We start from the raw sequence: 23,585 nt of genomic DNA, 5'->3' as shown, positions 1-23,585 counted from the left end.
ATTTTTAAGGATATTCGTGGTTCTTATTAAGTGAGGTGTTGAGTGTCAACAAGTAATTCGCGCATTAGAGTTTTGCATAGTGGAGAAAAAGTTCAATTCACTGATCGCAAAGGTAAGCGAATTACTGCTCAGCTTATTTATGATGGTGTAACTCAAACTGAACACGGTCTTATATGCCATAATGACGTTATAGGTAAAAGTGAAGGAATTGTAGTTACAACTGTTACTGCTAAACGTAATTTAAATGATGCGCTCGAAGATAATGACGTTAAAAAGCCTTGGAAAGTAGCGCGCTCTATTGGCGGCTGGGATTATGTTGCAATGCGTCCTAGGCTTGTAGATTACGTGCTTTCAATGCCGAGAGGTGCTCAAATTATGTATCCTAAAGATATTGCTCAAGTGATTTCTCTTGGCGATATTCGTTCTGGTATGCGTGTTTTGGAGTCAGGAGCTGGCTCTGGAGCTATGAGTTTAAGTTTATTGGATTCTGTAAGTGAAAGTGGTGAATTAACTACTATTGAACTTCGGTCAGAATTCGCAAAAATAGCTGAATCTAACGTTACTTTATATTATTCGAAGCGTCCTGAATGGTGGAAATTGCTTACAGGTGATTTTGAAACTGTTGCAAAAACTTTACCTAATAATTATTACGATCGAATAATGTTAGATATGCTAGATCCTTGGAATAGGCTTGAGGAAGCTTATCGAGTAATAGTTCCTGGAGGCGTTCTTATAGCTTACGTTACTACTACAACGCAAATGTCTAGATTAGTTGAATCTTTGCGATCAATGGGAACTTGGAGTGAACCTGAAATTCAAGAAACATTAGAACGTACTTGGAAAGTTCAAGGATTAGCTGTAAGGCCTGATCATGAAATGATTGGTCATACAGGTTTTCTTATTGTTTCTCGTGCTATGGCTGAAGGTTTTAATGCTCTTAAAAAACGTGAGCATGGTACTAAAGATACTGTTAGTGATATTGACGATTTGACTCCTCAAGAGCGCTCTAATCATCTTGAAGATTTGAATCTTCGCGATATTTCCGACAGAAAATTGAGAAAAGTATTGCGTGATTTAGATATACAACTTGGCTATTTATCTGCCGGGAGGTAATTATGGCGACTTCAATAAAGAAAATTGCTAAAAAGGCTCATCACAGTAAGTATGTTTTATTACTTATGAGACATGCGAAGTCTTTAGCACCATCTATGGGAGATGATTGGGGTCGCGATCTTAGTGATAAAGGATTAAAACAATCTAAAATCATGGCAAAAGGTTTAGAAAGTATGAAACTTGTGCCTGATTATATAGCTTGTTCTAGTGCAAATCGTACAGAGCAAACAGTTAAACGCATGCTTAAACGTTTTGGCGACAAGCCTATAGTTTCTTATCGTAAAAGTCTTTATGATGGCGGAATGCAATCTGTAATGGATGAATTATTATCTGCTAATGACTCAAAAATAACTATGATTGTAGGGCATGAGCCTACTATGTCTATGGCAGCTCAATGGCTTTCTTCTAGCGAATCTGATCCTGATATTTTAGGCAAAATGCGTTTAGGTCTTTCTCATGCTTCGCTTATTATTCTTACTTGCGAAAAACCGTTTTCTACATGCGGTCTAAGAGGAGCAACAGCTATTGCAGTGTTGAATCCTAAAGATTTTGATTAGATTTTACTATATTTTATTTTGATTAGGCTTTGATTAGATTCTTATTAGATTTTATAATAGATTTAATTATTTGCTAAACGAAAGGAAAAATATGGACGATTATAATTATGGTTCATATAATTCAGATAGAGCCTCATCGAACCCTCAAAATGCAAACAATCAATATAACTACCAAGATAATTCATATAATTATCAAAATCAGCAAGGTTCGCAGCAAAATTATTATGATCAATCTCAATATTATGCGAATGATCCTAATAATTCTTATGCAAATAATCAAAGTGATTATCAGTCATATAATCAACAAAACGGATATTCTCAAGCCAATTATTCGCAAGTCAATTATCAAAATAATCCTAATCCAGCTCAGCAGTATCAGCAACCGCAACCTCAACAGTCTTCGCAATCATTTTCTTTTATGCAATCTAACGCATATAGCTACATGAATACTGTTCAAACTAAAGAACAGCTTGCTTCGAAAGTATTTATATTTTCTTATCTCACATCGTTAGCATCTTTAGTTATAGTATCTATTTTGTTCCTTATATTACCTATTATTATATGCTCAGCGTTTATAAGTATTTTTGCGCACATAAAAATTGAGCTTATATACATGTTATGCTTCATTGCAATTATTTTAGCTCCAGCAGCTCGATACTACTATATATGGAAAAATCCTATAAAAAGTATTATTGAAATTTTGCCATATGAATATGCTTCACCAATTGTAAATGGTCCAGTTTTTGATGTTGTAAATGATTTAAGCGCTAGAGTTGGAATTGCATCTCCTGCAATTTATTCAACTTGCATTACTGCAAACGCTTTTGCTATGCGTGATGACAGTGGAAGTGCAATTTTTATTAGCGAAGATTTAATAAATAATTGTACTGTTGACGAAATAAGAGCCATTATTGCTCATGAATTTGCTCATCTTACTAGCAACGATTGTATCGCTAGATCGCGTATTGTAGCTGCATTATCTCGTTTAGCATATTACAGGACTAAAGGACTTAATATTGCTGAGTCTTATTGCCATGGAAGTGCAACTCTTAATCTTGTAGTTAAAAGAACTGCTATTGAATCTGAAAATATGCTTGGAACTTTGATAAAATTCCAATTGGCAGATATTGTTGCATTTTTTGTGCTTTGCTTAATAACTATGGCTGCTCCTTTATTAGGACTGATTATGTGGATTATTGGTGCAATTATTGAGTTGCTAACTATTTCAGCAATATTGGCATACTTTGCTAATACATGTTTCTATCGCCTTATACGATTAACAAATGTTTATCATTATATTCTAAAATATGTTAAAACTAATACAACTTATCAGGATGAATATGATGCTGATGCGTATGCTGTAAATTGTGTTCAAGATCCTTTTGTATTGGCTTGTGCAATGTATAAATCTCTAAAATCTATGAATACATATGCATCTGAGCAATTTAGTGTTTTATTAACAGATACATATGCTGAGCCATTGTTACTTATAGGTTTTAATCCTTATTATATTCAATCAAGAATTGATATAAATCGTTTTAATACTCTCTGTGAGATGTACCCAGGTCTAAGTTCGCAATTCCCACCATTGCGTTATTTGGATCAAGAAGAAATCTTAGAACAATAACATTTTCTTATTTATTAAATCAATCAATTCTTAAGTATTAAATACGAGGTAAAAATGTACGGAAATCAACCTATGTATAACAATCAAGTGCAATATTCAAACCAGCAATTTTATTCTAATCCGGTATTTGATGTTGGAAAAGTTAAAGATCTTACGAATAAATTTATTAAGCGCAATATGATTATGAGAAGTCTAATATGGTTTTTTATACTATTTGGATTTTTCCCGCTTAATATTATTTTAGCGCCGATAATAGGAATAGTTTATGAGCTTATATACAATTATGTAATCACAGGAGATTTAATTAGTAACTACTTAGGTAAAAACAAAGAACCATTGAGAGTAGGTCGAGTAGTAGATTTGACTGAAGAAATGTGCTCAAGATTAGGTGTTGTTATGCCTGAGATTTATACAAAAGATTGCATAAAAGCAGATGCTTTTGTATTAAAAGAAGATTCTCGTTCTGCAATTATTTTCAGCTCTAATTTAATACTTATGGCAAATGATGACGAATTAAGATGTGTTATAGCACACTTGCTTCGTCAATTGCAATTGCCTGAATGTAGCGAGATTTCAAAGATGATTATTAGATTGCATAAGATGCTTATGATATGCAGGACAGAATACTCAATGATGTTGCGTCATATATTATTTGCAAGGATTGGATACAATATGGATAGAAAATTTGCAAATAAGCGCATTGCAGAAATAAGAGATGTTCTTTGTAATTATTCGCGTTATGAAAGTCTTGACGATTTTGCTGTAAGTGTTACAGGAAATCCTCAAGCAATGGTTTCAATCATGAACAAAATCAACTCTACAATTCTTGAAAGTGATTGGAAGACTGAACTTGATAACAATAACATCGATTTTGATTATGATGCTTCTGCTTTTATAGGTTTCACTTTCAATGATCAAAGTGATTGTCATCTTTTTGAACGCGCTCAAAGCATTTGTTCTAAAATGAATATCTAACCAAGTTCAATATTGAAATTATCTGTTTTATTTCTGTATGATTTAAAAACAGCGTAAATTGTTGCTAGTTATTTAATAACTAGCAACAATTTTTTGTTTAAAATCTTGGTTATTTCCCAAAATCTTATGAATGCGATTAGCTTGACTTCATCAACAAAAGCATAGGTTTTGCTTACAAAAATTATTGCCACTTCAGTTAATTTTTCATTTTAGGAGTATCTATAACATTGTATCCGTGTTGAGTTAATACGGATTTGAGCTGTGAAAGGTAGCGTAAAGACGCTTCTGAAAGCTGAGTTCTTTCATTCTTGATCCAACCAACAAGCATTGTTTCATCGCATTCTAAAGGAATCGTTACAATCTTTTCGTTATTAAGATCACCATTATCAATTCCCGTGCATATGGTGTATCCGTTTAAGCCAATAATGAAGTTCAAAATTGTAGCACGGTCTGTTACGTTTATTTTTTTAGGCGGATGATCAGGCCACACTGCTTCTTCTGTGAAGAAGAAACTTCCGTTTTCACCTTGCTCATATTGTATAAAAGGATATGGCTTCAAATCTTCTAAAGTAAGTCTAGTTTTATTTGCGAGAGGATTTGTCTTAGATATAAATACGTGAAGTTTGGCTCTAAAAAGAGGGTGAAATTCAAGATGCTTTTCACGTAACATCTTGCCAATAACATCTTTGTTATAGTCAGAAATATAGAGTAAACCAAGATCTGCACGCATATCAGCAACTTGATTGATAATAGTTTTAGTTCGCGTTTCTCTAATTGAAAACTCATATTCTTCAGAGTTTAGACTTTTAATCATTTCAACAAAAGCTTCAACAGCAAACATATAATGCTGTGTTGCAACACTACATAATTGACGGCGTTGTTTTACGTTTTTATAACGTTCTTCTAATAAATCAGCTTGATCTAAAACTTGTCTAGCATATTTAAGAAATTCTGCTCCTTCAACAGTTAAAGCAATTCCTTGAGATGAGCGCGTAAATATCTCTATACCTAATTCGCGTTCTAAATCTTTTACTGATGAACTTAAAGCTGGCTGTGAAATGTAAAGTTCGTGAGAAGCTTCATTCATGGATCCGCACTCAACAATTTTCACAATGTACTTTAATTGCAACAGTGTCATTATATTTTAATGCCTTTCAATTTAGGATTTATTTTCGAGAAATTACACAGGAACATTCTATTTTAGCGACTAGTATAAACTATGATTTTGTTGATGAAGTAATTCTTAATAAAACATTTGAAATAAGAATGCGTTTAGCGGGCTTTATAATTTAACTCCTAAGGATGCTAAGTCTTCTCGTGCTTTTTGTGTGTCTGTAAACACGAATCCATGTATGTTCATTGCATTAGCTGCATCAATATTTTGTATTTTATCGTCAAAAAACACAGTTTGTTCTGCTTTAATGCCGAATCTGTTCATAGCTAATTTGAAGATTTCTGGTTGTGGCTTGTGTAAATGTTCAACTCCAGAAATAACAGTGCCTTGTAAAAGAGTTGAAAGTTCTGGGAATTTGCGTAGTGCAAGTGGGAAAGTTTCGCTAGACCAATTTGTTAAACCCCATACTGTGTATCCAGCTTTACGTAAGTCATTCAAAAGATCAACTATTCCAGGAGTCATGCGTGTAAGAACTTGATCGTAATTAGCGCAATACCAACGGAATGCTTCAGATAGTTCCTTGCCAAATCTATTTTCGTATTCTGGCATAAGATCTTCAAGAAGTTCACCTGAATCCATTCTGTCTTCAAACTCGTAGAATCCAGCTAAATCATCTTTTCCAAAGCTGCCGTTAGGGCAAATTATATCAACTAAGTTCGGGAATTGTTTTTGTAAACAATCGCGGCAATTCCATTCAAGTAAAACTCTGCAATAATCAAACATTACATTATGTATTTCAACAAATTTTTCATTGCTCATTATTTTATCTTTCTTGTTATGTTGTATGTTATTCGCTTAAGAGTTTTATAGTTTCATAATAAGCCCAATTGCTTGTTCGAGTGCTTCAATTATGTCTTTTGCAACTATTGGATGTTCTATTATTAGATCCTCTTTTGTATTTAGAATTTTTTTAATTTCGTTATTATAGTTGTAGTTTTGAGTTTTATGTGATGCCAAAATTGATGCAAAGCTGTGTATTGTTGCTGCACTTGATGCAATCAATGCATAGTTAAGACTGTTTTCTTGTTTGCTGTAGTCACTTGGATTCGAATAGTTTTGTGCTAGTAGAGCTCCTAAAATTCCAGCTAAAACATCTCCAGATCCTGCAGTAGCAAGCCAAGATGGTCCGTAATTAGAAATGTATATTGGAAGATCTAGATTTTCTGGTGAAGCAACAATAGTGTTTGAACCTTTAAGTAAAACTGTTGCATTCGTTAGATTTGCTGCAAGAATTGCGTAGTCTGTTGGATTTGTTGCTATAAGCTGCGCGCTTGCGTAAATCTCATATCTTTTTAAAAGTGAACTTAATTCTGAATAGTGTGGAGTTAATATAACTTTTGATGATACTTTTTCAGGCAATAGATCTAATGCTCCAGCATCTACGCAAATAGGGGGAGTGTTTTGTTGTAATACATTTTCTAAATTATTTGTATTTGTTTTGTTTTCGTCTTTTTTGTTTATTGAATATAACTTCAAAATTTCTGAAATATATTCTCTTTGCTCTTTGGTTTCATTATCTTTACAATGTTTTGAATCTGGAATCCCTGATCCAAGTGTTATAGCGTTGACTTTTCCTTGCAATTTTTGTGAAACGACTATCTCTGGTGATGCTTGCAATACAAGATTTTGAGCGCGTAATGCTCCAGCGTAACGTACCATGCCAATATTGCTTTTTGATGCAGCGCTAGTTGTTAGTATTGCAGCTCCTGGATATTCATTTGAACCTGTTATAACTCCTAGGACTCCGCGTGAATATTTGTTTGAGTCTAAATCAGGCTTTTTAAGGTATTTATTTGCGTCTTTTAATTCAACGAATACAATTTGGCGTGAATTTGAAGATTCTTTAAGAGTAGCTTGGCATAGTTTCATTCTTATAATTGTAGTAATAATCTTGTCTTTAATTGATGTGTATGTTTTTGCGAAAAATAAGAGAAAATTAAAAATTTTTTAAGTTTGGCGTGTCGCGGCGTGTTGCCATGTTATTCTATGCGATTTTTCTTAAATGAATGTAAGTAAAAATCTTTGTTTAGCATTAGATAAATTATGTATGTTGCTTGTTTATTTACTTTAGTGAATTTTATTACAAGTTTTAAGAATCTTGCATTATATCAGATAGAAGATTTAAAAAATGCTTTTTTGCAAAAAAAAAATTTGTTTTTTCACAATTTCGTTGACCTTGCACTAGATTTTTTCTATGCTATAAGCGTTATTGCTAACGATAATCTTTCCTAATTAAGAAATTGGAAAATATCGTGAACTAGATAATAAAACAGAATTTAAAACTGACTACAGTAAAACTGACTAGAGATTTAAAGCGCGAATAGCGTAACTTCCCGAAAGGAAAATTGTGAAAACTGCACGAATTTTTGCAACTGTTGCTACAGCTGCGTTGGTTACATTAAGTATGTGTGCTTGCGGATCTTCTACTAAAACTACGGATCAAAAAGCAAGTGGAAATCAAGTAAATGTTGTTGCTACTACTACACAAATTTGTGATTATGTTACTCAAATTGCATCTACTGCAGATGCAAATTCTGGACTAAGTCTTAATAAGACTGATTCTCAAGGTAAGAAGTCTGTAATAGGAGCGCCTAAAGATAAAGCAAAATCAACTATTAACTTGACTTGCTTGCTTGCTCCGAATGCTTCTGCTCATGAGCATGAAATGACTCCATCTCAGTCTAAAGCTCTTTCTAAAGCAGATTTAATGCTTGTTTCAGGCGTTGATCTTGAGCATTTCTTGGATCAAGCTGTTGAAGCAACTGGCTTTAAAGGTACGATGGGTGTAACTTCTGGAATTCTCACAGCAAGCGAAATTAAAGATCTTAATGGAGAACTTGCAAAAGAAAAGAATCTTCCTTACAAAGTAGATCGTGGAATCGCGAAGGTTCATGCTGAAAAGTGGCCATTCCCTCCAGAAGAGGGCGAGAAAGAACCTGAATTCCAATATGATCCACATATTTGGACTAGCACTAAGAATACGATGATTCAAGTTAAAAATATCGGCGCTTTCCTTGGTAAAGCTCTTCCGGAAAGCAAGTCTATTTTTGACGAGCATGTTGAAAAGTTTGTTAAGTCTTTAACTGATTTGGATTCTTGGGCAACGCAAGCTCTGAATAGTGTTCCTAAAGAGCATCGTGTACTCTTCACTTCTCATGATGCATTTGGATACTTCTCGCGTGATTATAATGTGAAGTTTATTGGTGCTGCACTTTCTGATTTCAATAGTCAGCAAGATGCTACAGCAGACCATATAAAGAAAGCTGCAGAAGATGTTAAGAAGTCTGGTGCTGTAGCATTGTTTGCTGAAAACTCAAATAATTCGAAATCTATTAAGGCTGTTGCTTCTGCTGCAGGTGTTAAAGCTATTATCGGCGATGATGCGCTTTATGGTGATTCTTTAGGACCTGTTGGATCTGATGGTGAAACTTACATTGGTTCTATTGTTCACAATGTTAAAACTCTTGTAAATGCATGGAATGGTAAGGTTCCAGACCTTCCGGAGTCAGTTAGTGATTCATTAAAGAAGTAAACTATATAAAGGCAAAAAATTGAGTAAGAGCGTCCTTGCAATGAAGAATTGCGACCTAGCGTACGGTTATAAAACTGTTGTGACTGGGATTAACGGCAATGTACAAGCTGGTGAAGCTTTGGCTTTAATAGGTCCTAATGGTTCTGGAAAAACAACGTTTTTGCAAGCTATTATTGGTATTGTACGTGTAAGTCGTGGCGAATTGAGTATGCCAAAAGATATATCTATTGGTTATGTTCCTCAGCAAGTAGATTTAGACTTGACTTTTCCAATTACAGCACGTCAAGTTGTAGCTATGGGCTTAAGTAGGAAAACAGGATTTCTTGGTTTGCTTAAAAAAGATCAGAAAAAAGCTGTTGAGGACGCTCTTAAACATGTTGGATTGTTTAATAGAGCTGATGTAAGATTCGGTGATCTTTCAGGAGGTCAACGCCAGAGAATTTTGCTTGCTAGAGCTATTGTTGCACATCCAACGCTTATATTACTTGATGAGCCTTTTAATGGGCTTGACGAGCCAAATCGTAAAGAATTACTTAACATAATGAAATCAGCTAAAAAAGATGGTATTTCGTTTGTTGTTTCAACTCACGATTTAGTTATTGCTGATGCGATTTGCGAAAAAGCTTTGCTTTTAGCTGGGCGTCAGGTTGCTTTTGGATCTCTTCATGAAGTAATGACTAAAGAGAATATTTCTATTGCTTACGGTGGAAGTATTCCTGCTGATAGTGCTGGTCTTACGCTTTATAAGCTAGCTGAAGAGGATTCTAAGATTAGTGATTCTAAATCCGATTTCCCGCAAATTTCCAAAATTACAGAAGTCTGACACATATGCTTGCACAATTAGTTGAGTCGTTAAGAAAAGTTCTTGAATCAATACCCGGCTTTGACTTTATTGCATCTGCGCCTTACATTTTCCGTCCTTTTTGCTTGCTTCTAGTTCTATCTATAGCTAGTGGAATTGTTGGAGTATTCGTGAATTTACGATGTGCAGAGTTTAATGCTGAAGCGATAGTTCATGGAATTTTTCCAGGAATTGTGGTTGGTGCTTTATATGGTGGAATAAGTCAAATTATTCCGGGAGCTTCAATATGTGCGATCTTTTTGGTTGCTGCACTAGTTTGGGCTTCTCGTTCTACTCGTATAAATGAGTCTATTATTGCTACTGTTTTAACTACTTTTTTCGCTCTAGGTGTTGTAATTTCTCTTAAAAAAGGAGATATGTCTGGCCAGCTTGAAGCGCTTATGTTTGGTAGACTTCTTGATGTTACAAATGAGCGCATGAGTCAAGCTATCTGGATTTGTTTATTTGCAATTGTTGTTCTTCTAGCAACTTGGAAGAAGCAAATTATAGTTGCGTTTGATAGAGCTTCCTCACCTCTTATGGGTGCAAATACTTTGCTTGTAGATATTGTGTTAAATGTTGGTATTGCTGCTGTTGTAGTTTCAGCATCTTCTGCTGTCGGCGTTTTACTTGTTATTGGATATCTTGTAATTCCTGCTTCTAGTGCTCGATTGGTATCTAGAACTGTAGGACGAATGGTTGCTGTTGCTATTACTGTCGGTATTTTAGGTGTGATTCTTGGAATGTATGTTATGAATCTTGAGCTTGATCATCCTATTTCTCCGCAAGCTGCTGTTGCTTTAAGTATGTGTGCGATGTTTGTAATTGTGTTGATCTTTAGATTCTTCTATAGAGTTTTCTGTGCAATGTTGGATTCTAATAGAAATAAAGTTCATCGTGTACTTAAAGAAAATGAAACTAGTGCAGATAGTGCAGATAGTGCAGATAGTTCTAGTGTTCCTTGCTCTAGTGAATCTGATTTTAATAAAGGTATGTGCAAGTAATGGTAAGTATTTGGCAAATTATTGCGCTTCCTATTGTAGAAGCAATTGCTGTAGGAGCTTTATGTGGATTAGTAGGGTCTTTAGCATTGCTAAATCAGCGCGTATTTTTTACAGAATCTATTACGCATGCAGCTTTTCCTGGAGCTGTACTTGGCGTTGTTTGTACATCTTTGTACACAATTGATCAAAATGTGATGTCTACAGGTCTTTTTATTGGTGCAACTTTATCTTGTATTTTTCTTTCTCTTGTTATGCATTTTGTTTCTAAATTAAAAGGTATATCTTCTCAAGCTGCTGCAGGAATAACTTTGACTGTTGGTTTTGCTAGTGGATACTTTCTAAACAAATGGTTTTCTCCCTTGCCTCTTAAAATTGAAGGATTTTTAACAGGTTCGTTACTTAATTGCACTCCAGTTGATGTGACTTTAGCTATATTGTCTTTTGTAATTGCTTTAGGTGTATGGAGTTTTAATTGTTCTAATCTTATTCATTGCTCATTTGATCCTATTGATTACAAAGCATCCGGTGGAAGATATGGTTTAATGCAAGTTGTTGTATTGGCGTTAATTATTATCACAGTTTCGGTTATTATTCCTGCTGTTGGAACTGTTGTGTCTGTATCTTTGATTGCTGCTCCTGCTGCAGCTTTGAAGAATAGGATATCTTCTATAAACAAGTTTGTTTTTACTTGCGTAATTTCATCTATTTTTATATCGCTTGTTGGATTAGCGTTATCAGTAATCTTAAAGCTTTCTGCAGGAGGAACTATTGCAATTGTTGCTGGATCTTTCTTCTTGATTATGAAATTTAGTGAATGGTTTGTTTTTAGTGTATTTAAGAAACAAATTAAATCAGCGTAATATTTAAGTCTTAAGAGTGTCATAGAGTATCAATGAATTGTGCGTGAACAATGCGCATGATTGACGTCGTTTAGCGATTTAATCTTAAAATTTAACCGCATTAAATTCGACGCCACGCAAGTCCAGGTCTGCACATTAGTAACGCAAGACCCCGATAGAAAAGGACAATTATGGCTGAAAATACCATCTCCATCACAGTAAACGAGGAACGCAAGGAGGTGGATGCAAGCTTCACTGGCGTACAACTTTTCGCGGAAGATAAAAATATTATTGCTGTGCGTTTAAATGGAGAGTTGCGTGATTTGTACACGCCTCTGCATGATGGCGATACCGTGGAATCAGTGGCTCTTGATAGTGAAGATGGCATCGCAATCATGCGTCATTCCGCTACTCACGTGATGGCTCAAGCTGTTCAAGAAATTCGACCAGACGCAAAGTTGGGCGTAGGTCCTGTAATTAAAGACGGCTTCTACTATGATTTCGATGTTGATACTCCGTTTACTCCGGACGATTTGAAGCAAATCGAAAAGCATATGCAGCGCATTATTAAAGAGTCGCAATCCTTCCATCGCCGCGTTGTAACTGAAGATGAAGCGCGAGCTGAAGAAGCAAATCAACCTTATAAGTTGGAGTTGATTGAAGATAAAGAAGCTGCTCTTGATCCTGCTGCCTCTGGAGAAATCAGCAAGCATGAGCTTAGCATGTACGACAACTTGGATCGCGAAGGCAATAAAGTCTGGAGCGATTTGTGCAGAGGTCCTCACTTGCCAAACACGCGTTATATTAAAGCTTTTAAGCTTGAGCGTGTTGCTGCTGCTTACTGGCGTGGCTCTGAGCATAATCCTATGCTTCAGCGAATTTACGGCACTGCATGGCCTAGCAAGGAAGAGCTTAAGGCTTATACAACTCGTATGGAAGAAGCTGCTAAGCGTGATCATCGTAAGCTTGGTCAAGAGATGGATTTGTTCTCATTCCCAGATGAGATTGGCCCAGGATTGGCAGTATTCCATCCAAAGGGTGCTGCGATTATTAACGCAATGGAAGATTATTCTAGAGAGCAGCATCGCAAGCATCATTATAGCTTTGTGCAAACTCCTCATATTACTAAAGGTGGTTTGTATGAAACTTCAGGCCATTTGCAATGGTATAAGGATGGAATGTATCCTCCGATGAAACTTGATGAAGAACGTGACGAAAATGGTAACGTTACTCGTCAAGGTGCTGATTACTATTTGAAACCAATGAATTGCCCAATGCATAATTTGATTTTCAAATCGCGTCAGCGTTCTTATCGTGAGCTTCCTTTGCGCTTGTTCGAGTTTGGTACTGTATATCGTTACGAAAAGTCTGGTGTTGTTCATGGTTTAACTCGTGTGCGCGGATTAACTCAAGATGATTCGCATATTTATTGCACTCGTGAACAGATGCGTGATGAGTTAAAGAGCTTGCTTAACTTTGTGCTTGGTCTTCTTAAAGACTTTGGTTTGAATGATTTCTATTTGGAGCTTTCTACTAAAGATGAGCACAAGTTTGTTGGTTCTGATGAGATTTGGCAAGAAGCAACTAGCACTTTAGCTGAGGTTGCTAAAGAGTCTGGTTTGGAACTCGTTGACGATCCAGGTGGAGCTGCATTCTATGGTCCTAAGATTTCAGTGCAAGCGCGCGATGCAATCGGACGTACTTGGCAGGTTTCTACTATTCAGCTTGATTTCAACTTGCCTGAGCGCTTTAAGTTGGAGTATATTGCAGCTGACGGTAGCCATCAGCGCCCTGTTATGATTCACCGTGCACTCTTTGGATCTATTGAGCGTTTCTTTGCTATTTTGCTTGAGCATTATGCAGGCGCATTCCCAGCATGGCTTGCTCCAGTGCAAGTAACTGGTGTTCCTGTTGCAGACGAGTTTGCTCCGCATTTGCAAAAGTTTATTAGTGATTTGGAAGAGAATATGGTTCGTTGCGAAATGGACAGTTCTGACGATCGCTTTGGTAAGAAGATTCGTAATGCTTCTAAATCTAAAGTGCCATTCACTATTATTGCTGGCGAAGAGGATGTTAATAATAATGCTGTTAGCTTCCGATTCCGCGATGGTAGCCAATTGAATGGTGTTCCTGTCCAGCAAGCTAAAGAGTGGATTTTATCCATTATTAAGCAGCGCGTTCAGGTGAATACTTCTGAAGATTTCGAGCGCTATACTAAATGATTAAGTTATCTAACTTAATAAATAGCTTAATCTTTTGTATAAGTTGAATCTTAAATAACAAAAGCCCACGCTTCTTAACGTTGTGTGGGCTTTTGCTATCTTTTTGCTATCTTTTTGCTATTTTCTTACATACTCACGGTACTATAAAAGTGTTAACTGAACACAAGTTTTACTTGTGAATGAGCTAGGAAGGTTTCATTTAATGTTGGAATCATTGCGAAGTGGCTTTAAGCGCATTATTGCTCCGGTTGCAAAATTGCTAGTTCGCTTAGGTGTAAGTGCTAATTCTGTAACAATTGTTGGCACGTTAGCAGTAGTTGTTACAGCATTTGTGACGGCTTTTACGGGTCAACTTATTGTAGGAACTATATTACTTACTATTTTTGTACTTGCAGATGGTTTAGATGGCTCTGTTGCATCATTGACAACTGGTGGTACAAAATTCGGTGCATTCCTTGATTCAACTCTTGATCGCATTGCAGATTGGTCATTATTTGTTGCAATAGGGATTTGCTTGTATCGTGCTAAAAATTCTTACGTATGCATTTTCCTTCCATCTGTACTTGGAATTTCATTAAAATATATTGGTTTACTTAGTTGCGCAATTGCTCTAATGGCAGCTTTCGTAACTTCGTATACTCGCGCTCGCGGTCAGTCAATTTCAGTTGATCCTAAAAGTGGATTGATTACTAGAGCTGATCGAGTTGCTGTGATACTTATTTCTATGGCTATTTCTGGTTTAACTAATCAGCTTTTTTGGCTAAGTTGCGCTATGATATTGCTTTCTATTGGTGGTATTGTGACCGTTGTTCAGAGAATTATTGAAGTAAAACAAGGTCTTAAATAAAAATAATAATAAGATTTGTCGCTAAAGTGCATTAAAATCGTCACGTTTGTATAACTGTACATTTGTTAGGAGCATCATGTCAGGTCATTCCAAGTGGGCGACCACAAAGCATAAGAAAGCTGCTATTGACGCTAAGCGTGGTAAGCTTTTTGCTAAGCTTATTAAGAATATTGAAATCGCTGCACGTTTGGGGGGTGGCGATCCTGATGGTAATCCAACATTGTATGATGCCATCGTTAAAGCTAAAAAGGCTTCTATGCCTGCCGATAACATCAAGCGCGCTGTTAAGCGTGGCTCTGGTGAGGAAGCTGGCGGCGCAAACTATGAGGAGATTGTTTACGAAGGCTATGCTCCTGCAGGCGTTGGTTTAATTATTGAATGCCTCACAGATAATAGAAATCGTGCTGCTGCTGACGTTCGTTCTACTCTTACTAAAGGTAATGGTTCTTTGGCAACAACTGGTTCTGTGAGTTTCAACTTTGAGCGTAAAGGCTTGATTGAGGTTTCCTCTGAAGGCGTTGATTACGATAAGCTTTTCGAGGTTGCTGCTGTTGCTGGTGCTGAAGATGTTGCTGATGACGGCGATGTGTATTCTGTATACACTGATCCAAGTGATTTAGTAACAGTTCGTAAAGCTTTGCAAGAAGCCGGTTTTGATTACGATTCTGCAGATATTATTATGCATCCGAATAATGAAGTTGAGCTAAGTTTTGAAGATGCTCAAAAGGTTTCTCGTTTGATTGATAATCTTGATGACCTTGATGATGTCCAGAATATTTATAGTAATTGGACTGCATCTGATGAAGTTATGGCTCAGCTTGAGGAAGCAGAATAGTTTCATATGATGATTTTTGGCGTTGACCCCGGGCTTACTCGCTGTGGGGTTGGCGTGATTGAAGCCGGCGTTTCGCGTCGGCTTTCTTTTATTCACGTCGATGTGTTGAGATCTGATCCGGATCTTTCTCAGGATTTGCGACTATTAAAGATTTACAATGGTCTAGTTGAAAAGATTGAGCGTTTTTCTCCAGACGTTGTTTCTATTGAGAGAGTGTTTGCTCAAGAGAATCGTAATACTGTTCTAGGCACTGCTCAAGTAGCAGGTATTGCTATGCTTGTTGCTGCTCAGCGAAATATTCCAGTTGCTTTACATACTCCTACTGAAGTAAAACTTGCGGTTGCTGGTAATGGAAAAGCTGAAAAAAAGCAAGTTGAGCGTATGGTTGCGCGCCTTCTTGGTCTTAATGTTTTGCCAACTCCAGCTGATGCTGCTGATGCCTTAGCTCAAGCTATTTGTCATGCTCTTCGTCCATCTGGAGCATTGCAAGGAGGAGAGCGAGAGCAGCATCTAACAAATGCCCAGAAACAATGGGCTTTAGCTTCGCGCGCGGCACGCTGCAAATCAAGTGTCGCTCGAGGCATGTAGTATACAAAATAGAACAGATGTTCTACTGCGATTGTTTTCAGAATGTTTGTTGCAACTTTTGTTGTAATTGTTTTGTTGCGATTGTGGCGGCTTTTAGATGGTTTTACAAGTTCTTAGAAGACGAAGGTGAGCGTTTATGATTGGTATGCTTGTTGGGCAAGTTGTGTCAGTTGATTCTCGTACTGCGCTTATTCTTGTTTCGTCAGTTGGCTACGAAACTTATATGTCGTCTCAAGATTTGTCTTCTTTGCATGAAGGGCAGGAAGTTCGCATTTACACGTCAATGCAAGTTTCTCAGGATGCAATAACTTTATATGGTTTTACATCTCAAGCAGCTAAACGCATGTTTTTGCAAGTTCAAAAAGTTAGTGGTATTGGTCCTAAAGTAGCTCTTTCTTTACTTTCAACTCTTAATGTTGATCGTTTAGTTAAAGCAATTGCGGATGGGGATGTAACTTCGCTTTCATCTGCTCCTGGTTTAGGTAAGAAGGGTGCTCAGAAGATTATTTTGGAACTTAAAGGGTCGCTTGATTCTGCTTTATTTGCTAGTGATAATAGTGATACTAGTGATACTTCTAAGTTGCAAAATAAGAATGTTGATTCCGCAAAGCAGTCTGTTATTTATGGTCTTGTATCTCTTGGTTGGCGCCAAGTAGACGCTCAAAAAGCTGTTGAACAAGTTTGTGCTGAAAATAATATTGTTGCTCCTATAACTGAAGCAGATATGCCTAATGTTTTGCGCATGGCATTGACTTTGCTAGATAGGGGTAGATGATTATGTTGCTTAATAATTATAAAGTATTGGGGGAGTTGAAGTGAGTGATGAATATACTTCTGCGGTAAATACTGGCGTTGCTGAAGAATCATTGCGTATGGTTTCTTCATCTTCTTTAGGAAATGAGCAAGTTAGCGATGAGGAGCTTCGTCCGCACGCTTTAGAAGGTTTTATTGGACAGCCTCTTTTAAAAGCTCAGTTGCAACTCTTTTTAGATGCTGCGAAAAAACGTGACGTTCCGCCTGATCACATGCTTTTAGCTGGTCCTCCAGGTTTAGGTAAAACTACTCTTGCAATGATTGTAGCTAACGAATTGCAAGTTCCTATTCGTATTACTTCTGGTCCTGCTATTCAGCATGCAGGTGATTTAGCGTCAATTTTGAGTTCTCTTGATGAAGGAGAAGTATTATTTATTGACGAGATTCACAGGTTGCCGCGTGCTGCTGAAGAATTGCTTTATATTGCTATGGAAGATTTCCGCGTTGATGTTATGGTTGGTAAAGGTCCGGGAGCGTCTTCTATACCTTTAACTCTTCCACGTTTTACAGTAGTTGGTGCGACCACTAGAGAGGGTATGCTTCCTTCTCCATTGCGAGCGCGTTTTGGTTTTACTGCGCATTTGGATTTTTACCCACACGAAGAGTTGGAAAAGCTTGTTAAGCGTTCTTCGTCTGTTCTTGGAGTAAAGCTTCAAAATCAAGCAGCTAAAGAGCTTGCTGTCCGCTCTAGAGGAACTCCTAGAATTGCAAACCGTTTGCTAAGACGTGTTAGAGATTGGGCTATTGTTCACAATCTTAAAGAAGTTAATTGTGATGATGTAATAGAAGCGTTATCTTTGTATCAGATTGATACTCAAGGGCTTGATCGTTTAGATATTTCTGTACTAAAGGCTATTGTTTGCCAATTTAATGGAGGTCCTGTTGGGCTTAATAATCTTGCAGCAATGGTTGGTGAGGAATCAGAAACCGTTGAAACAGTTTGTGAGCCGTATTTAGTTCGTGAAGGATTCTTAATTAGAACTCCTAAAGGTCGTGTTGCAACGCCTAAAGCTTGGAAACATTTAGGTTTAAAAGAGCCTGATAATGTCAGCTCGCTATTTTAAAATAATCATTTTGGACGGCATTTCGCCCGTCTTAGGGTTGGATATTTAAGGAGTTAGTTGTGCCTTCAATCTTTAATAACTATGGTCTTATTATTTTTTTGGTTTTTGCTATTGGCTTATTGTTCTTCCAATCGAGAAGCATGAAAAAACGTCAAGCTGAAGCACGTTCATTCTATGATTCTTTGAAACCTGGTACTGAAGTTATCACTATTGGTGGCATTATTGGAAAAGTTGTTAGCGTGGATACGAAGTATGAGGAAATCGTTATTGATTCTGAAGGAAGTTTATTGCGATTCTCATTCCGCGCTGTGAATAGAGAATATACACGTCCTGCTTTTATTAGCGATGAAGAGTCTGAAGACGATAAAGCAGATTCCAATGTAGAGTCCAATGTAGAGGATTCTAATAAGAATGCTGAAAACTCTTCAGAAAATACTCATGAATCTAATGAAATAGAATCTAGCTTAGAAGTAACTAATAAAACTAGTAAAGATGAATCTATTGAAGATTCTAATGATGACAATACTGTGCGCGAGGAAGAATAGTAGGAACTAATAATTCTTACAATCTTAATAAAAGCATAAAGTATATCTGAATTTTCAGCATTATTTCACTTCGTTTTAATGCCAATTGATTAAAAGTTAAGAGTTTTAATATACGGTTGTTGAAAGTTGAAACAATAATGCTGTTTGATTCCAATTGTGAGAATAAATGCATACTAAAACCAGTATTTTTCATTAGTTTATATATATGAATTGTTTTCATCAAAATGTTTGAGAGAAAAGAATAGTAGGATTATGCAAATATCGGATGTAAAAGCGGGCAAAACAGCTGATATAACAGTAAAGCCACTTAAAACAATAAGCAAAGAAGATTCTCAATATTTGGCTTCTCTGATTCGTACTGTTCCAGGATTTCCTAGTCCAAATATTATATTCCGTGATTTTCTCCCTATATTTTCTTCTACTCGTGGAATGAATATATTAGTAAATTCTCTTATTGATGCTTTGCCTGTTCCAGTGGATTCTTTTGATTTGGTAGCAGGATTAGAAGCTAGAGGATTTTTATTTGGCCCTCTTCTTGCTGCGCGATTAGGCAAGGGTTTTATAGCTGTTCGTAAAGCAGGTAAATTACCTCCTGATGTTATTAGTGAATCTTATTCTTTAGAATATGGTGAAGCTAAAATTGAGATTGAGTGTAATCTTGTTAAGCCTGGTCAAAGAGTTCTAATTGTTGATGATTTGATTGCTACAGGTGGAACTGCTAAAGCTGCTGCAAAATTGATTGAACGCTCTGGCGGCGTTGTTGCAGGTTTCTCTTTTGTAATGGAACTTACTGGTATCAGCGGTATGGATGATTTGAGATCATATAATTGTTCAAGTTTAATGACTATGCCAGCGTAGATTTTATTTATAATATAAAAATAGTAGGTTGTTGGATTTGTTCGAATGCGACCGAAGAAAATAGGAATAGTTTGTAGTATTCGGAGGCAATTATGGAAAGATTAAAATCTTATGTTATAACTTTCCTTAAAGGAATTGCATCTCCTATTATTACTATGATTGTGTTTGCATTAACAATCGGATTGTTTTTGTCTTTAACATTACTTGTTATTTCTATAGAAGAAGGAACAGGTAATTTTTCTGATTCTGCTATGTCTATTACTTGTGCCACTTTAATGCTTGCTCAAGGTGTTGGGCTAGGATTTGATGGTTTCATTTTAACTATAATTCCGCTTGGATTAACTTTTCTACTTATAGCATTTATGTCTTGGCTTATTAGTCGTTTTAAAGGAAGCATACCTGTTTATATTATTGGTTTAGTTTGTTGGATTATTTTAAATGGAATTATTTCGCGTAATACTTCTATTGAATTGTTAGACTCACTTCCAATATTATTAGTAAAAAGTTCTGTTATATACATAATTTCTTTACTATTTGCTGTAATTCCAAATAGTAAAATTATGAATTTTGTTAAAGATTGGATTAAAAAATATATTCCTTCTATTGCTTGTAAAGCTATTAGACTTTCAATAATTGGTACTTTAGCTGTAGTAATTGTTTATGCTGTAGTTTCTTGTGTTTTTATTGTACTTTTCTCTGTGTTGGGTGCTGAAAACGTTGAGTCGTATTTTGTGACTTTAGATATGCAACAAGGTTCTAGAATTCTGACTACTATTGCTTGCTTAGCGTGGCTACCTAATGTTGTTTTATGGATTTTGTCATGGATATGTGGTGCAGGTTTTTCGTTTGGCAGCGTTGCTTCTTTTGCACTGAATCATGCATCTTATAAACAAATTCCTCCAGTTCCAGTGTTTGGAATATTTCCGCATGCTGTCACGGGGAATTTACAACAATTGTTGATATTAGGTGCGATTCCTGTATCCATGTTTATATGTGCTTTATTTATATTATTCCTTAAAAATGGATGCAATATACGTTTGCGTTGTAGTTCAAATAAGATTGATTATAAGCAAACTTTTATCGATTTTTCGTTTTCTGCTGTCTGCTTAGTTGCTATTGCATCATGTACAACAATTGTTATGACAATTATTTTTAATTGTTGTAATGGTTCTCTTGGGCAATATCGCCTTAAGAATGTAGGTGTTAATATTATTGAAAGTGTTCATGCTGTTGGCCAATCTACTTTGTTGCCTTTTATTTCAGCATGGCTTGTTTCTTTAATTGGAATCGTATTATTATGCTTAATTCGTCTTTTATTAGACTTTATTAAGAATAAATATTTTCCTCATAAAGATGATAATAAAATCAATTCTTCAGCTTCAGATGAAGAAAAAACTATTATTAGTTCTTCAAGTAATACTAGTGAAAAAAGTTCGAGTGGCTCTAACAGTTCTAACAGTTCTAACAGTTTGAGTACTTCAAGCAATTCGAGTAGCTCAAACAGTTTGAGTAATGCTAATAGTTCAAGCAGTTCGTGTAATACTAATAGTTTGAGTAGTTTGAGTAATACTAATAGTTCGTTTAAGTCACGCGAAAATAATAATGAAGATGCTTCTAAAGAATCATCTGATAATCCACCTTTGTCTTCAAAGCATAATGTTCCTAGAACAGTACGCTCGAAGACTGTAAAAGAATAAACCTCATCCAATATAAGGAGGGAAGACCGCCGTGCAACAGATACAGCGCCATGAATCAGAGGCAGATGTGCTGATAACCACAGGTAAACGGTCAATCAAACGAGTACTGGTTTCAGTGTTTCGTAAAGAGGGACTTGATACGCTTGCAAAAGCGTTTATTCACGAAGGTACTCAGGTGGTATCTACAGGTTCAACAGCTGCATATCTTGAAAAATTAGGTGTTCATGTTGTTGAAGTTTCTACAGTTACAGGTTTCCCAGAAAGCTTGGATGGTCGAGTAAAAACTTTAGATCCTCATATTCATGCTGGTATCTTAGCTGATATGAATAATGCTGAACATGTTCGTCAGCTTAAAGATTTAAATATTGATCCTTTTGATGCAGTAGTTGTTAATCTTTATCCTTTCGTAGACACTGTTAAAAACGGTGGAAATGAATCTCAAATTATTGAAAAAATTGACATAGGCGGACCTTCTATGATTCGCGCTGCAGCAAAGAATCATGCGACAGTAGCTGTTATAACAGATCCAAATGATTATACTTTGCTTGCTCAAAGAGTGCTTTCAGGTGAAGGTTTTAGCTTGGATGAGAGAAAATACTTAGCTCGTAAGGCTTTTGCTCATACTGCTGCATATGATGCTGCTATTTCTCAATGGACTAGTGATAATTGGCTAAAGCCTGAGAGTTTATGTGATGAGTCTTTGAAGGATCAAGAAACTCATGAGAATAATTCGATTATGCCGCATGATTTTACTCGCACGTATCGCATAGAAAATGTTTTGCGATATGGTGAGAATCCTCATCAACAAGCTGGATTATATGTAGATCCTTTGCGAAAAGGTGGATTAGCGCAAGCTGAACTTTTAGGTGGAAAACCTATGAGTTACAACAATTATGTTGATGCTGATTCAGCTTGGCGTGCTGTGTGGGATTTTGCTCCGCGAATCGCTGTTGCTGTTTGCAAACATAACAATCCTTGCGGATTGGCGATTGGCGAAAGTGCGGCTGAGGCTCATAAAAAAGCTCATGCTTGTGATCCTGTTAGTGCTTATGGTGGTGTTATAGCTACTAATACGACTGTTACTCTTGAAATGGCGCAAAGTGTTCGTCCTATTTTTACAGAAGTAATTGTAGCTCCGGATTATGATCCAGAAGCATTAGAATTATTGCGAACTAAAAAGAAGAATCTTAGGATTTTGAAAGTTGCTAAACCGCCTGTTTTTGGTTTGCAACTTCATCCAATTGATGGTGGTGCGTTAGTTCAAACCGCAGATTTGATTGATGATAAAGGTGATAGTCCAGAAAATTGGAAGCTTGTTTCTGGAGATCCAGCAGATGTTGATACTATGCGAGATCTGTTCTTTGCGTGGCGTTCTCTTCGTTGCGTAAAATCAAATGCTGTCTTGTTAGCTAATAACAATGCAACTGTTGGTATTGGAATGGGACAAGTAAATAGAGTTGATTCTTGTAATCTTGCTGTTGAACGTGCAAATACTTTAGCTGATGGAGTTGAGCGAGCGCGCGGATCTGTAGCTGCTTCTGACGCATTCTTCCCATTTGCTGATGGTCCTAAGATTCTTATTGATGCTGGAGTTCGTGCAATTGTTCAGCCAGGTGGATCTATTCGCGATGATGAAGTTTTTGAAGCTGTGCGTAATGCCGGAGTGACAATGTACGTTACTGGTACTCGTCACTTCTTCCATTAAAAAGCATGAAAGAAAAATACTCTTAAAAATTAGTTTGTAAAATTAGTTTGTAGAATTAGTTTGTAAAATTAGTTTGTAGAATTAGTTTTTCGGGTGTTGGTAGTTTCTAGTTGATATTGCTTATTTAAGAGAGCATATTTCAGCGCGAATCTTTTCGACACCCGATTATTTTATATATTTCTACTTTAGTGATTTTATTTTAATTTATATAATTTTTGGGTTGTACTAACCTAATTTTTTGTTGTTTTTGCTTTATAGATTTTCGTTTTGTTGATTTATAGATTTACAACATATTGTATTCTGTATCTTGTTGTAAAAGTATAATATGCATAAATTGTTAGGCGTAATTGTTATGCATAATTGTTAGAGAATAAAAATTATAAAAATATGGTAAGTGGCAATCCTATGAAGCATTTAAATAAGATAGTGAAAGATGAAGCGCAATCAAATAATACTCATCCTTATGTTTCTGAGAAAAAGGAAGGTAAGCCTTACGCAGAGTGGATTGTAGCGTGCTTAGTTGTTTTATGCGCTCTATTAGCTTTTTGTGGATATACATTGATTGCTACTGTTATTATCTCTGTGACTTCTATAGTTCTTGGAATTATGCGAATAATTCTTCAAAAACGCAGCCCCTGGAAAGTAAGAAGTGTTTTATTTGATTCTGTGATTTCAATATTTTTAGGTGTTGGATTGCTTATAACATATTTTTCTATTACGCTATTCTTCTAATTAAACGCTATTTAATA

The 23,585-nt window shown here is 36.2% G+C and carries 22 protein-coding genes; 19 read left to right on the top strand and 3 right to left on the bottom strand.

The annotated features are described in order from the left end of the window. Nucleotides 1–42 precede the first annotated feature (42 nt). The 4 genes from HMPREF3230_RS01435 to HMPREF3230_RS01420 all read left to right on the top strand — a co-directional run bounded on the left by HMPREF3230_RS01435 (nucleotide 43) and on the right by HMPREF3230_RS01420 (nucleotide 4,272). The gene (locus HMPREF3230_RS01435; protein WP_075523210.1) at nucleotides 43–1,113 is read left to right on the top strand and encodes a tRNA (adenine-N1)-methyltransferase; all 1,071 of its coding nucleotides are present in this window, start codon (nucleotides 43–45) and stop codon (nucleotides 1,111–1,113) included. Nucleotides 1,114–1,115: 2 nt separating this feature from the next. Then, nucleotides 1,116–1,670, top strand: coding sequence for a SixA phosphatase family protein (locus tag HMPREF3230_RS01430; protein ID WP_075523209.1), 555 nt, complete (start codon nucleotides 1,116–1,118; stop codon nucleotides 1,668–1,670). 91 nt (nucleotides 1,671–1,761) lie between these two features. After that, a complete protein-coding gene (locus HMPREF3230_RS01425; protein WP_075523208.1) occupies nucleotides 1,762–3,297 on the top strand; it encodes a M48 family metallopeptidase in 1,536 nt (511 codons plus the stop codon). A 54-nt stretch (nucleotides 3,298–3,351) separates the two neighbouring features. Next, nucleotides 3,352–4,272, top strand: a complete 921-nt coding sequence (locus HMPREF3230_RS01420; RefSeq protein WP_075523207.1) for a M48 family metalloprotease — start codon at nucleotides 3,352–3,354, stop codon at nucleotides 4,270–4,272. A gap of 196 nt (nucleotides 4,273–4,468) precedes the next feature. Here HMPREF3230_RS01420 and HMPREF3230_RS01415 read toward each other — a convergent pair whose 3' ends face one another. From HMPREF3230_RS01415 to HMPREF3230_RS01405, 3 genes are all read right to left on the bottom strand, one after another. Beyond that, nucleotides 4,469–5,410, bottom strand: a complete 942-nt coding sequence (locus HMPREF3230_RS01415; RefSeq protein WP_075523206.1) for a LysR family transcriptional regulator — start codon at nucleotides 5,408–5,410, stop codon at nucleotides 4,469–4,471. Between the two features lie 144 nt (nucleotides 5,411–5,554). After that, complete coding sequence (locus HMPREF3230_RS01410) at nucleotides 5,555–6,205, bottom strand: HAD family hydrolase (RefSeq protein WP_075523205.1); 651 nt, start codon at nucleotides 6,203–6,205, stop codon at nucleotides 5,555–5,557. A gap of 45 nt (nucleotides 6,206–6,250) precedes the next feature. Further along, the gene (locus HMPREF3230_RS01405; RefSeq protein ID WP_075523204.1) at nucleotides 6,251–7,315 is read right to left on the bottom strand and encodes an ADP-dependent NAD(P)H-hydrate dehydratase; all 1,065 of its coding nucleotides are present in this window, start codon (nucleotides 7,313–7,315) and stop codon (nucleotides 6,251–6,253) included. A gap of 478 nt (nucleotides 7,316–7,793) precedes the next feature. On the opposite strand from HMPREF3230_RS01405, the gene HMPREF3230_RS01395 reads away from it, so the two are divergent. The 15 genes from HMPREF3230_RS01395 (at nucleotide 7,794) to HMPREF3230_RS01325 (ending at nucleotide 23,568) form a co-directional block, all read left to right on the top strand. Beyond that, nucleotides 7,794–8,978, top strand: coding sequence for a metal ABC transporter solute-binding protein, Zn/Mn family (locus HMPREF3230_RS01395; RefSeq protein WP_075523202.1), 1,185 nt, complete (start codon nucleotides 7,794–7,796; stop codon nucleotides 8,976–8,978). 40 nt (nucleotides 8,979–9,018) lie between these two features. Continuing rightward, entirely contained in the window at nucleotides 9,019–9,801 is a 783-nt protein-coding gene (locus HMPREF3230_RS01390) for a metal ABC transporter ATP-binding protein (RefSeq protein WP_075523201.1), read from the top strand. Between the two features lie 5 nt (nucleotides 9,802–9,806). Continuing rightward, complete coding sequence (locus tag HMPREF3230_RS01385; protein WP_082266222.1) at nucleotides 9,807–10,823, top strand: metal ABC transporter permease; 1,017 nt, start codon at nucleotides 9,807–9,809, stop codon at nucleotides 10,821–10,823. Continuing rightward, nucleotides 10,823–11,683 (top strand): metal ABC transporter permease, encoded by an 861-nt coding sequence (locus HMPREF3230_RS01380; protein ID WP_075523200.1) that lies wholly within the window; start codon nucleotides 10,823–10,825, stop codon nucleotides 11,681–11,683. The genes HMPREF3230_RS01385 and HMPREF3230_RS01380 overlap by 1 nt, the downstream gene beginning before the upstream one ends. A gap of 170 nt (nucleotides 11,684–11,853) precedes the next feature. Then, nucleotides 11,854–13,884, top strand: coding sequence for a threonine--tRNA ligase (gene thrS / locus HMPREF3230_RS01375; protein ID WP_075523199.1), 2,031 nt, complete (start codon nucleotides 11,854–11,856; stop codon nucleotides 13,882–13,884). A 202-nt stretch (nucleotides 13,885–14,086) separates the two neighbouring features. Then, entirely contained in the window at nucleotides 14,087–14,731 is a 645-nt protein-coding gene (locus HMPREF3230_RS01370; RefSeq protein WP_075523198.1) for a CDP-alcohol phosphatidyltransferase family protein, read from the top strand. A gap of 76 nt (nucleotides 14,732–14,807) precedes the next feature. Continuing rightward, a complete protein-coding gene (locus tag HMPREF3230_RS01365; RefSeq protein ID WP_075523197.1) occupies nucleotides 14,808–15,566 on the top strand; it encodes a YebC/PmpR family DNA-binding transcriptional regulator in 759 nt (252 codons plus the stop codon). Between the two features lie 6 nt (nucleotides 15,567–15,572). Continuing rightward, complete coding sequence (ruvC, locus tag HMPREF3230_RS01360; RefSeq protein WP_075523196.1) at nucleotides 15,573–16,154, top strand: crossover junction endodeoxyribonuclease RuvC; 582 nt, start codon at nucleotides 15,573–15,575, stop codon at nucleotides 16,152–16,154. A 136-nt stretch (nucleotides 16,155–16,290) separates the two neighbouring features. Next, nucleotides 16,291–16,929 carry a Holliday junction branch migration protein RuvA gene (ruvA, locus tag HMPREF3230_RS01355; protein ID WP_075523195.1) on the top strand — a complete coding sequence of 213 codons (639 nt, stop codon included), beginning with the start codon at nucleotides 16,291–16,293 and terminating at the stop codon, nucleotides 16,927–16,929. Nucleotides 16,930–17,026: 97 nt separating this feature from the next. Further along, nucleotides 17,027–18,031: a Holliday junction branch migration DNA helicase RuvB gene (ruvB, locus tag HMPREF3230_RS01350; protein ID WP_369803152.1), complete on the top strand. Its 1,005-nt coding sequence runs from the start codon at nucleotides 17,027–17,029 to the stop codon at nucleotides 18,029–18,031. Nucleotides 18,032–18,090: 59 nt separating this feature from the next. Beyond that, on the top strand, nucleotides 18,091–18,576 hold the full coding sequence (gene yajC / locus HMPREF3230_RS01345) for a preprotein translocase subunit YajC (protein WP_075523193.1): 486 nt from the start codon (nucleotides 18,091–18,093) through the stop codon (nucleotides 18,574–18,576). 252 nt (nucleotides 18,577–18,828) lie between these two features. Further along, a complete protein-coding gene (locus HMPREF3230_RS01340) occupies nucleotides 18,829–19,434 on the top strand; it encodes an adenine phosphoribosyltransferase (protein WP_075523192.1) in 606 nt (201 codons plus the stop codon). Nucleotides 19,435–19,526: 92 nt separating this feature from the next. Continuing rightward, entirely contained in the window at nucleotides 19,527–21,131 is a 1,605-nt protein-coding gene (locus tag HMPREF3230_RS01335) for a cell division protein PerM (RefSeq protein WP_075523191.1), read from the top strand. A 31-nt stretch (nucleotides 21,132–21,162) separates the two neighbouring features. Continuing rightward, nucleotides 21,163–22,836: a bifunctional phosphoribosylaminoimidazolecarboxamide formyltransferase/IMP cyclohydrolase gene (gene purH / locus HMPREF3230_RS01330; protein WP_103043017.1), complete on the top strand. Its 1,674-nt coding sequence runs from the start codon at nucleotides 21,163–21,165 to the stop codon at nucleotides 22,834–22,836. 405 nt (nucleotides 22,837–23,241) lie between these two features. Next, entirely contained in the window at nucleotides 23,242–23,568 is a 327-nt protein-coding gene (locus HMPREF3230_RS01325; protein ID WP_075523280.1) for a rod shape-determining protein RodA, read from the top strand. Nucleotides 23,569–23,585 lie beyond the last annotated feature (17 nt).

Source organism: Gardnerella vaginalis (genome assembly GCF_001563665.1).
Lineage (GTDB): Bacteria > Actinomycetota > Actinomycetes > Actinomycetales > Bifidobacteriaceae > Bifidobacterium > Bifidobacterium vaginale_A.
This window is presented reverse-complemented; position numbering and strand designations above follow the sequence as displayed.

Bases quoted from the DNA above. Each gene is read 5' to 3' on its own strand.
- HMPREF3230_RS01430 (WP_075523209.1), top strand. From the start codon at position 1,116: ATGGCGACTTCAATAAAGAAAATTGCTAAAAAGGCTCATCACAGTAAG.
- HMPREF3230_RS01425 (WP_075523208.1), top strand. From the start codon at position 1,762: ATGGACGATTATAATTATGGTTCATATAATTCAGATAGAGCCTCATCG.
- HMPREF3230_RS01420 (WP_075523207.1), top strand. From the start codon at position 3,352: ATGTACGGAAATCAACCTATGTATAACAATCAAGTGCAATATTCAAAC.
- HMPREF3230_RS01415 (WP_075523206.1), bottom strand. From the start codon at position 5,410: ATGACACTGTTGCAATTAAAGTACATTGTGAAAATTGTTGAGTGCGGA.
- HMPREF3230_RS01410 (WP_075523205.1), bottom strand. From the start codon at position 6,205: ATGAGCAATGAAAAATTTGTTGAAATACATAATGTAATGTTTGATTAT.
- HMPREF3230_RS01405 (WP_075523204.1), bottom strand. From the start codon at position 7,315: ATGAAACTATGCCAAGCTACTCTTAAAGAATCTTCAAATTCACGCCAA.
- HMPREF3230_RS01390 (WP_075523201.1), top strand. From the start codon at position 9,019: ATGAAGAATTGCGACCTAGCGTACGGTTATAAAACTGTTGTGACTGGG.
- HMPREF3230_RS01385 (WP_082266222.1), top strand. From the start codon at position 9,807: ATGCTTGCACAATTAGTTGAGTCGTTAAGAAAAGTTCTTGAATCAATA.
- HMPREF3230_RS01380 (WP_075523200.1), top strand. From the start codon at position 10,823: ATGGTAAGTATTTGGCAAATTATTGCGCTTCCTATTGTAGAAGCAATT.
- thrS (WP_075523199.1), top strand. From the start codon at position 11,854: ATGGCTGAAAATACCATCTCCATCACAGTAAACGAGGAACGCAAGGAG.
- HMPREF3230_RS01370 (WP_075523198.1), top strand. From the start codon at position 14,087: ATGTTGGAATCATTGCGAAGTGGCTTTAAGCGCATTATTGCTCCGGTT.
- HMPREF3230_RS01365 (WP_075523197.1), top strand. From the start codon at position 14,808: ATGTCAGGTCATTCCAAGTGGGCGACCACAAAGCATAAGAAAGCTGCT.
- ruvC (WP_075523196.1), top strand. From the start codon at position 15,573: ATGATGATTTTTGGCGTTGACCCCGGGCTTACTCGCTGTGGGGTTGGC.
- ruvA (WP_075523195.1), top strand. From the start codon at position 16,291: ATGATTGGTATGCTTGTTGGGCAAGTTGTGTCAGTTGATTCTCGTACT.
- ruvB (WP_369803152.1), top strand. From the start codon at position 17,027: ATGGTTTCTTCATCTTCTTTAGGAAATGAGCAAGTTAGCGATGAGGAG.
- HMPREF3230_RS01340 (WP_075523192.1), top strand. From the start codon at position 18,829: ATGCAAATATCGGATGTAAAAGCGGGCAAAACAGCTGATATAACAGTA.
- HMPREF3230_RS01335 (WP_075523191.1), top strand. From the start codon at position 19,527: ATGGAAAGATTAAAATCTTATGTTATAACTTTCCTTAAAGGAATTGCA.
- HMPREF3230_RS01325 (WP_075523280.1), top strand. From the start codon at position 23,242: ATGAAGCATTTAAATAAGATAGTGAAAGATGAAGCGCAATCAAATAAT.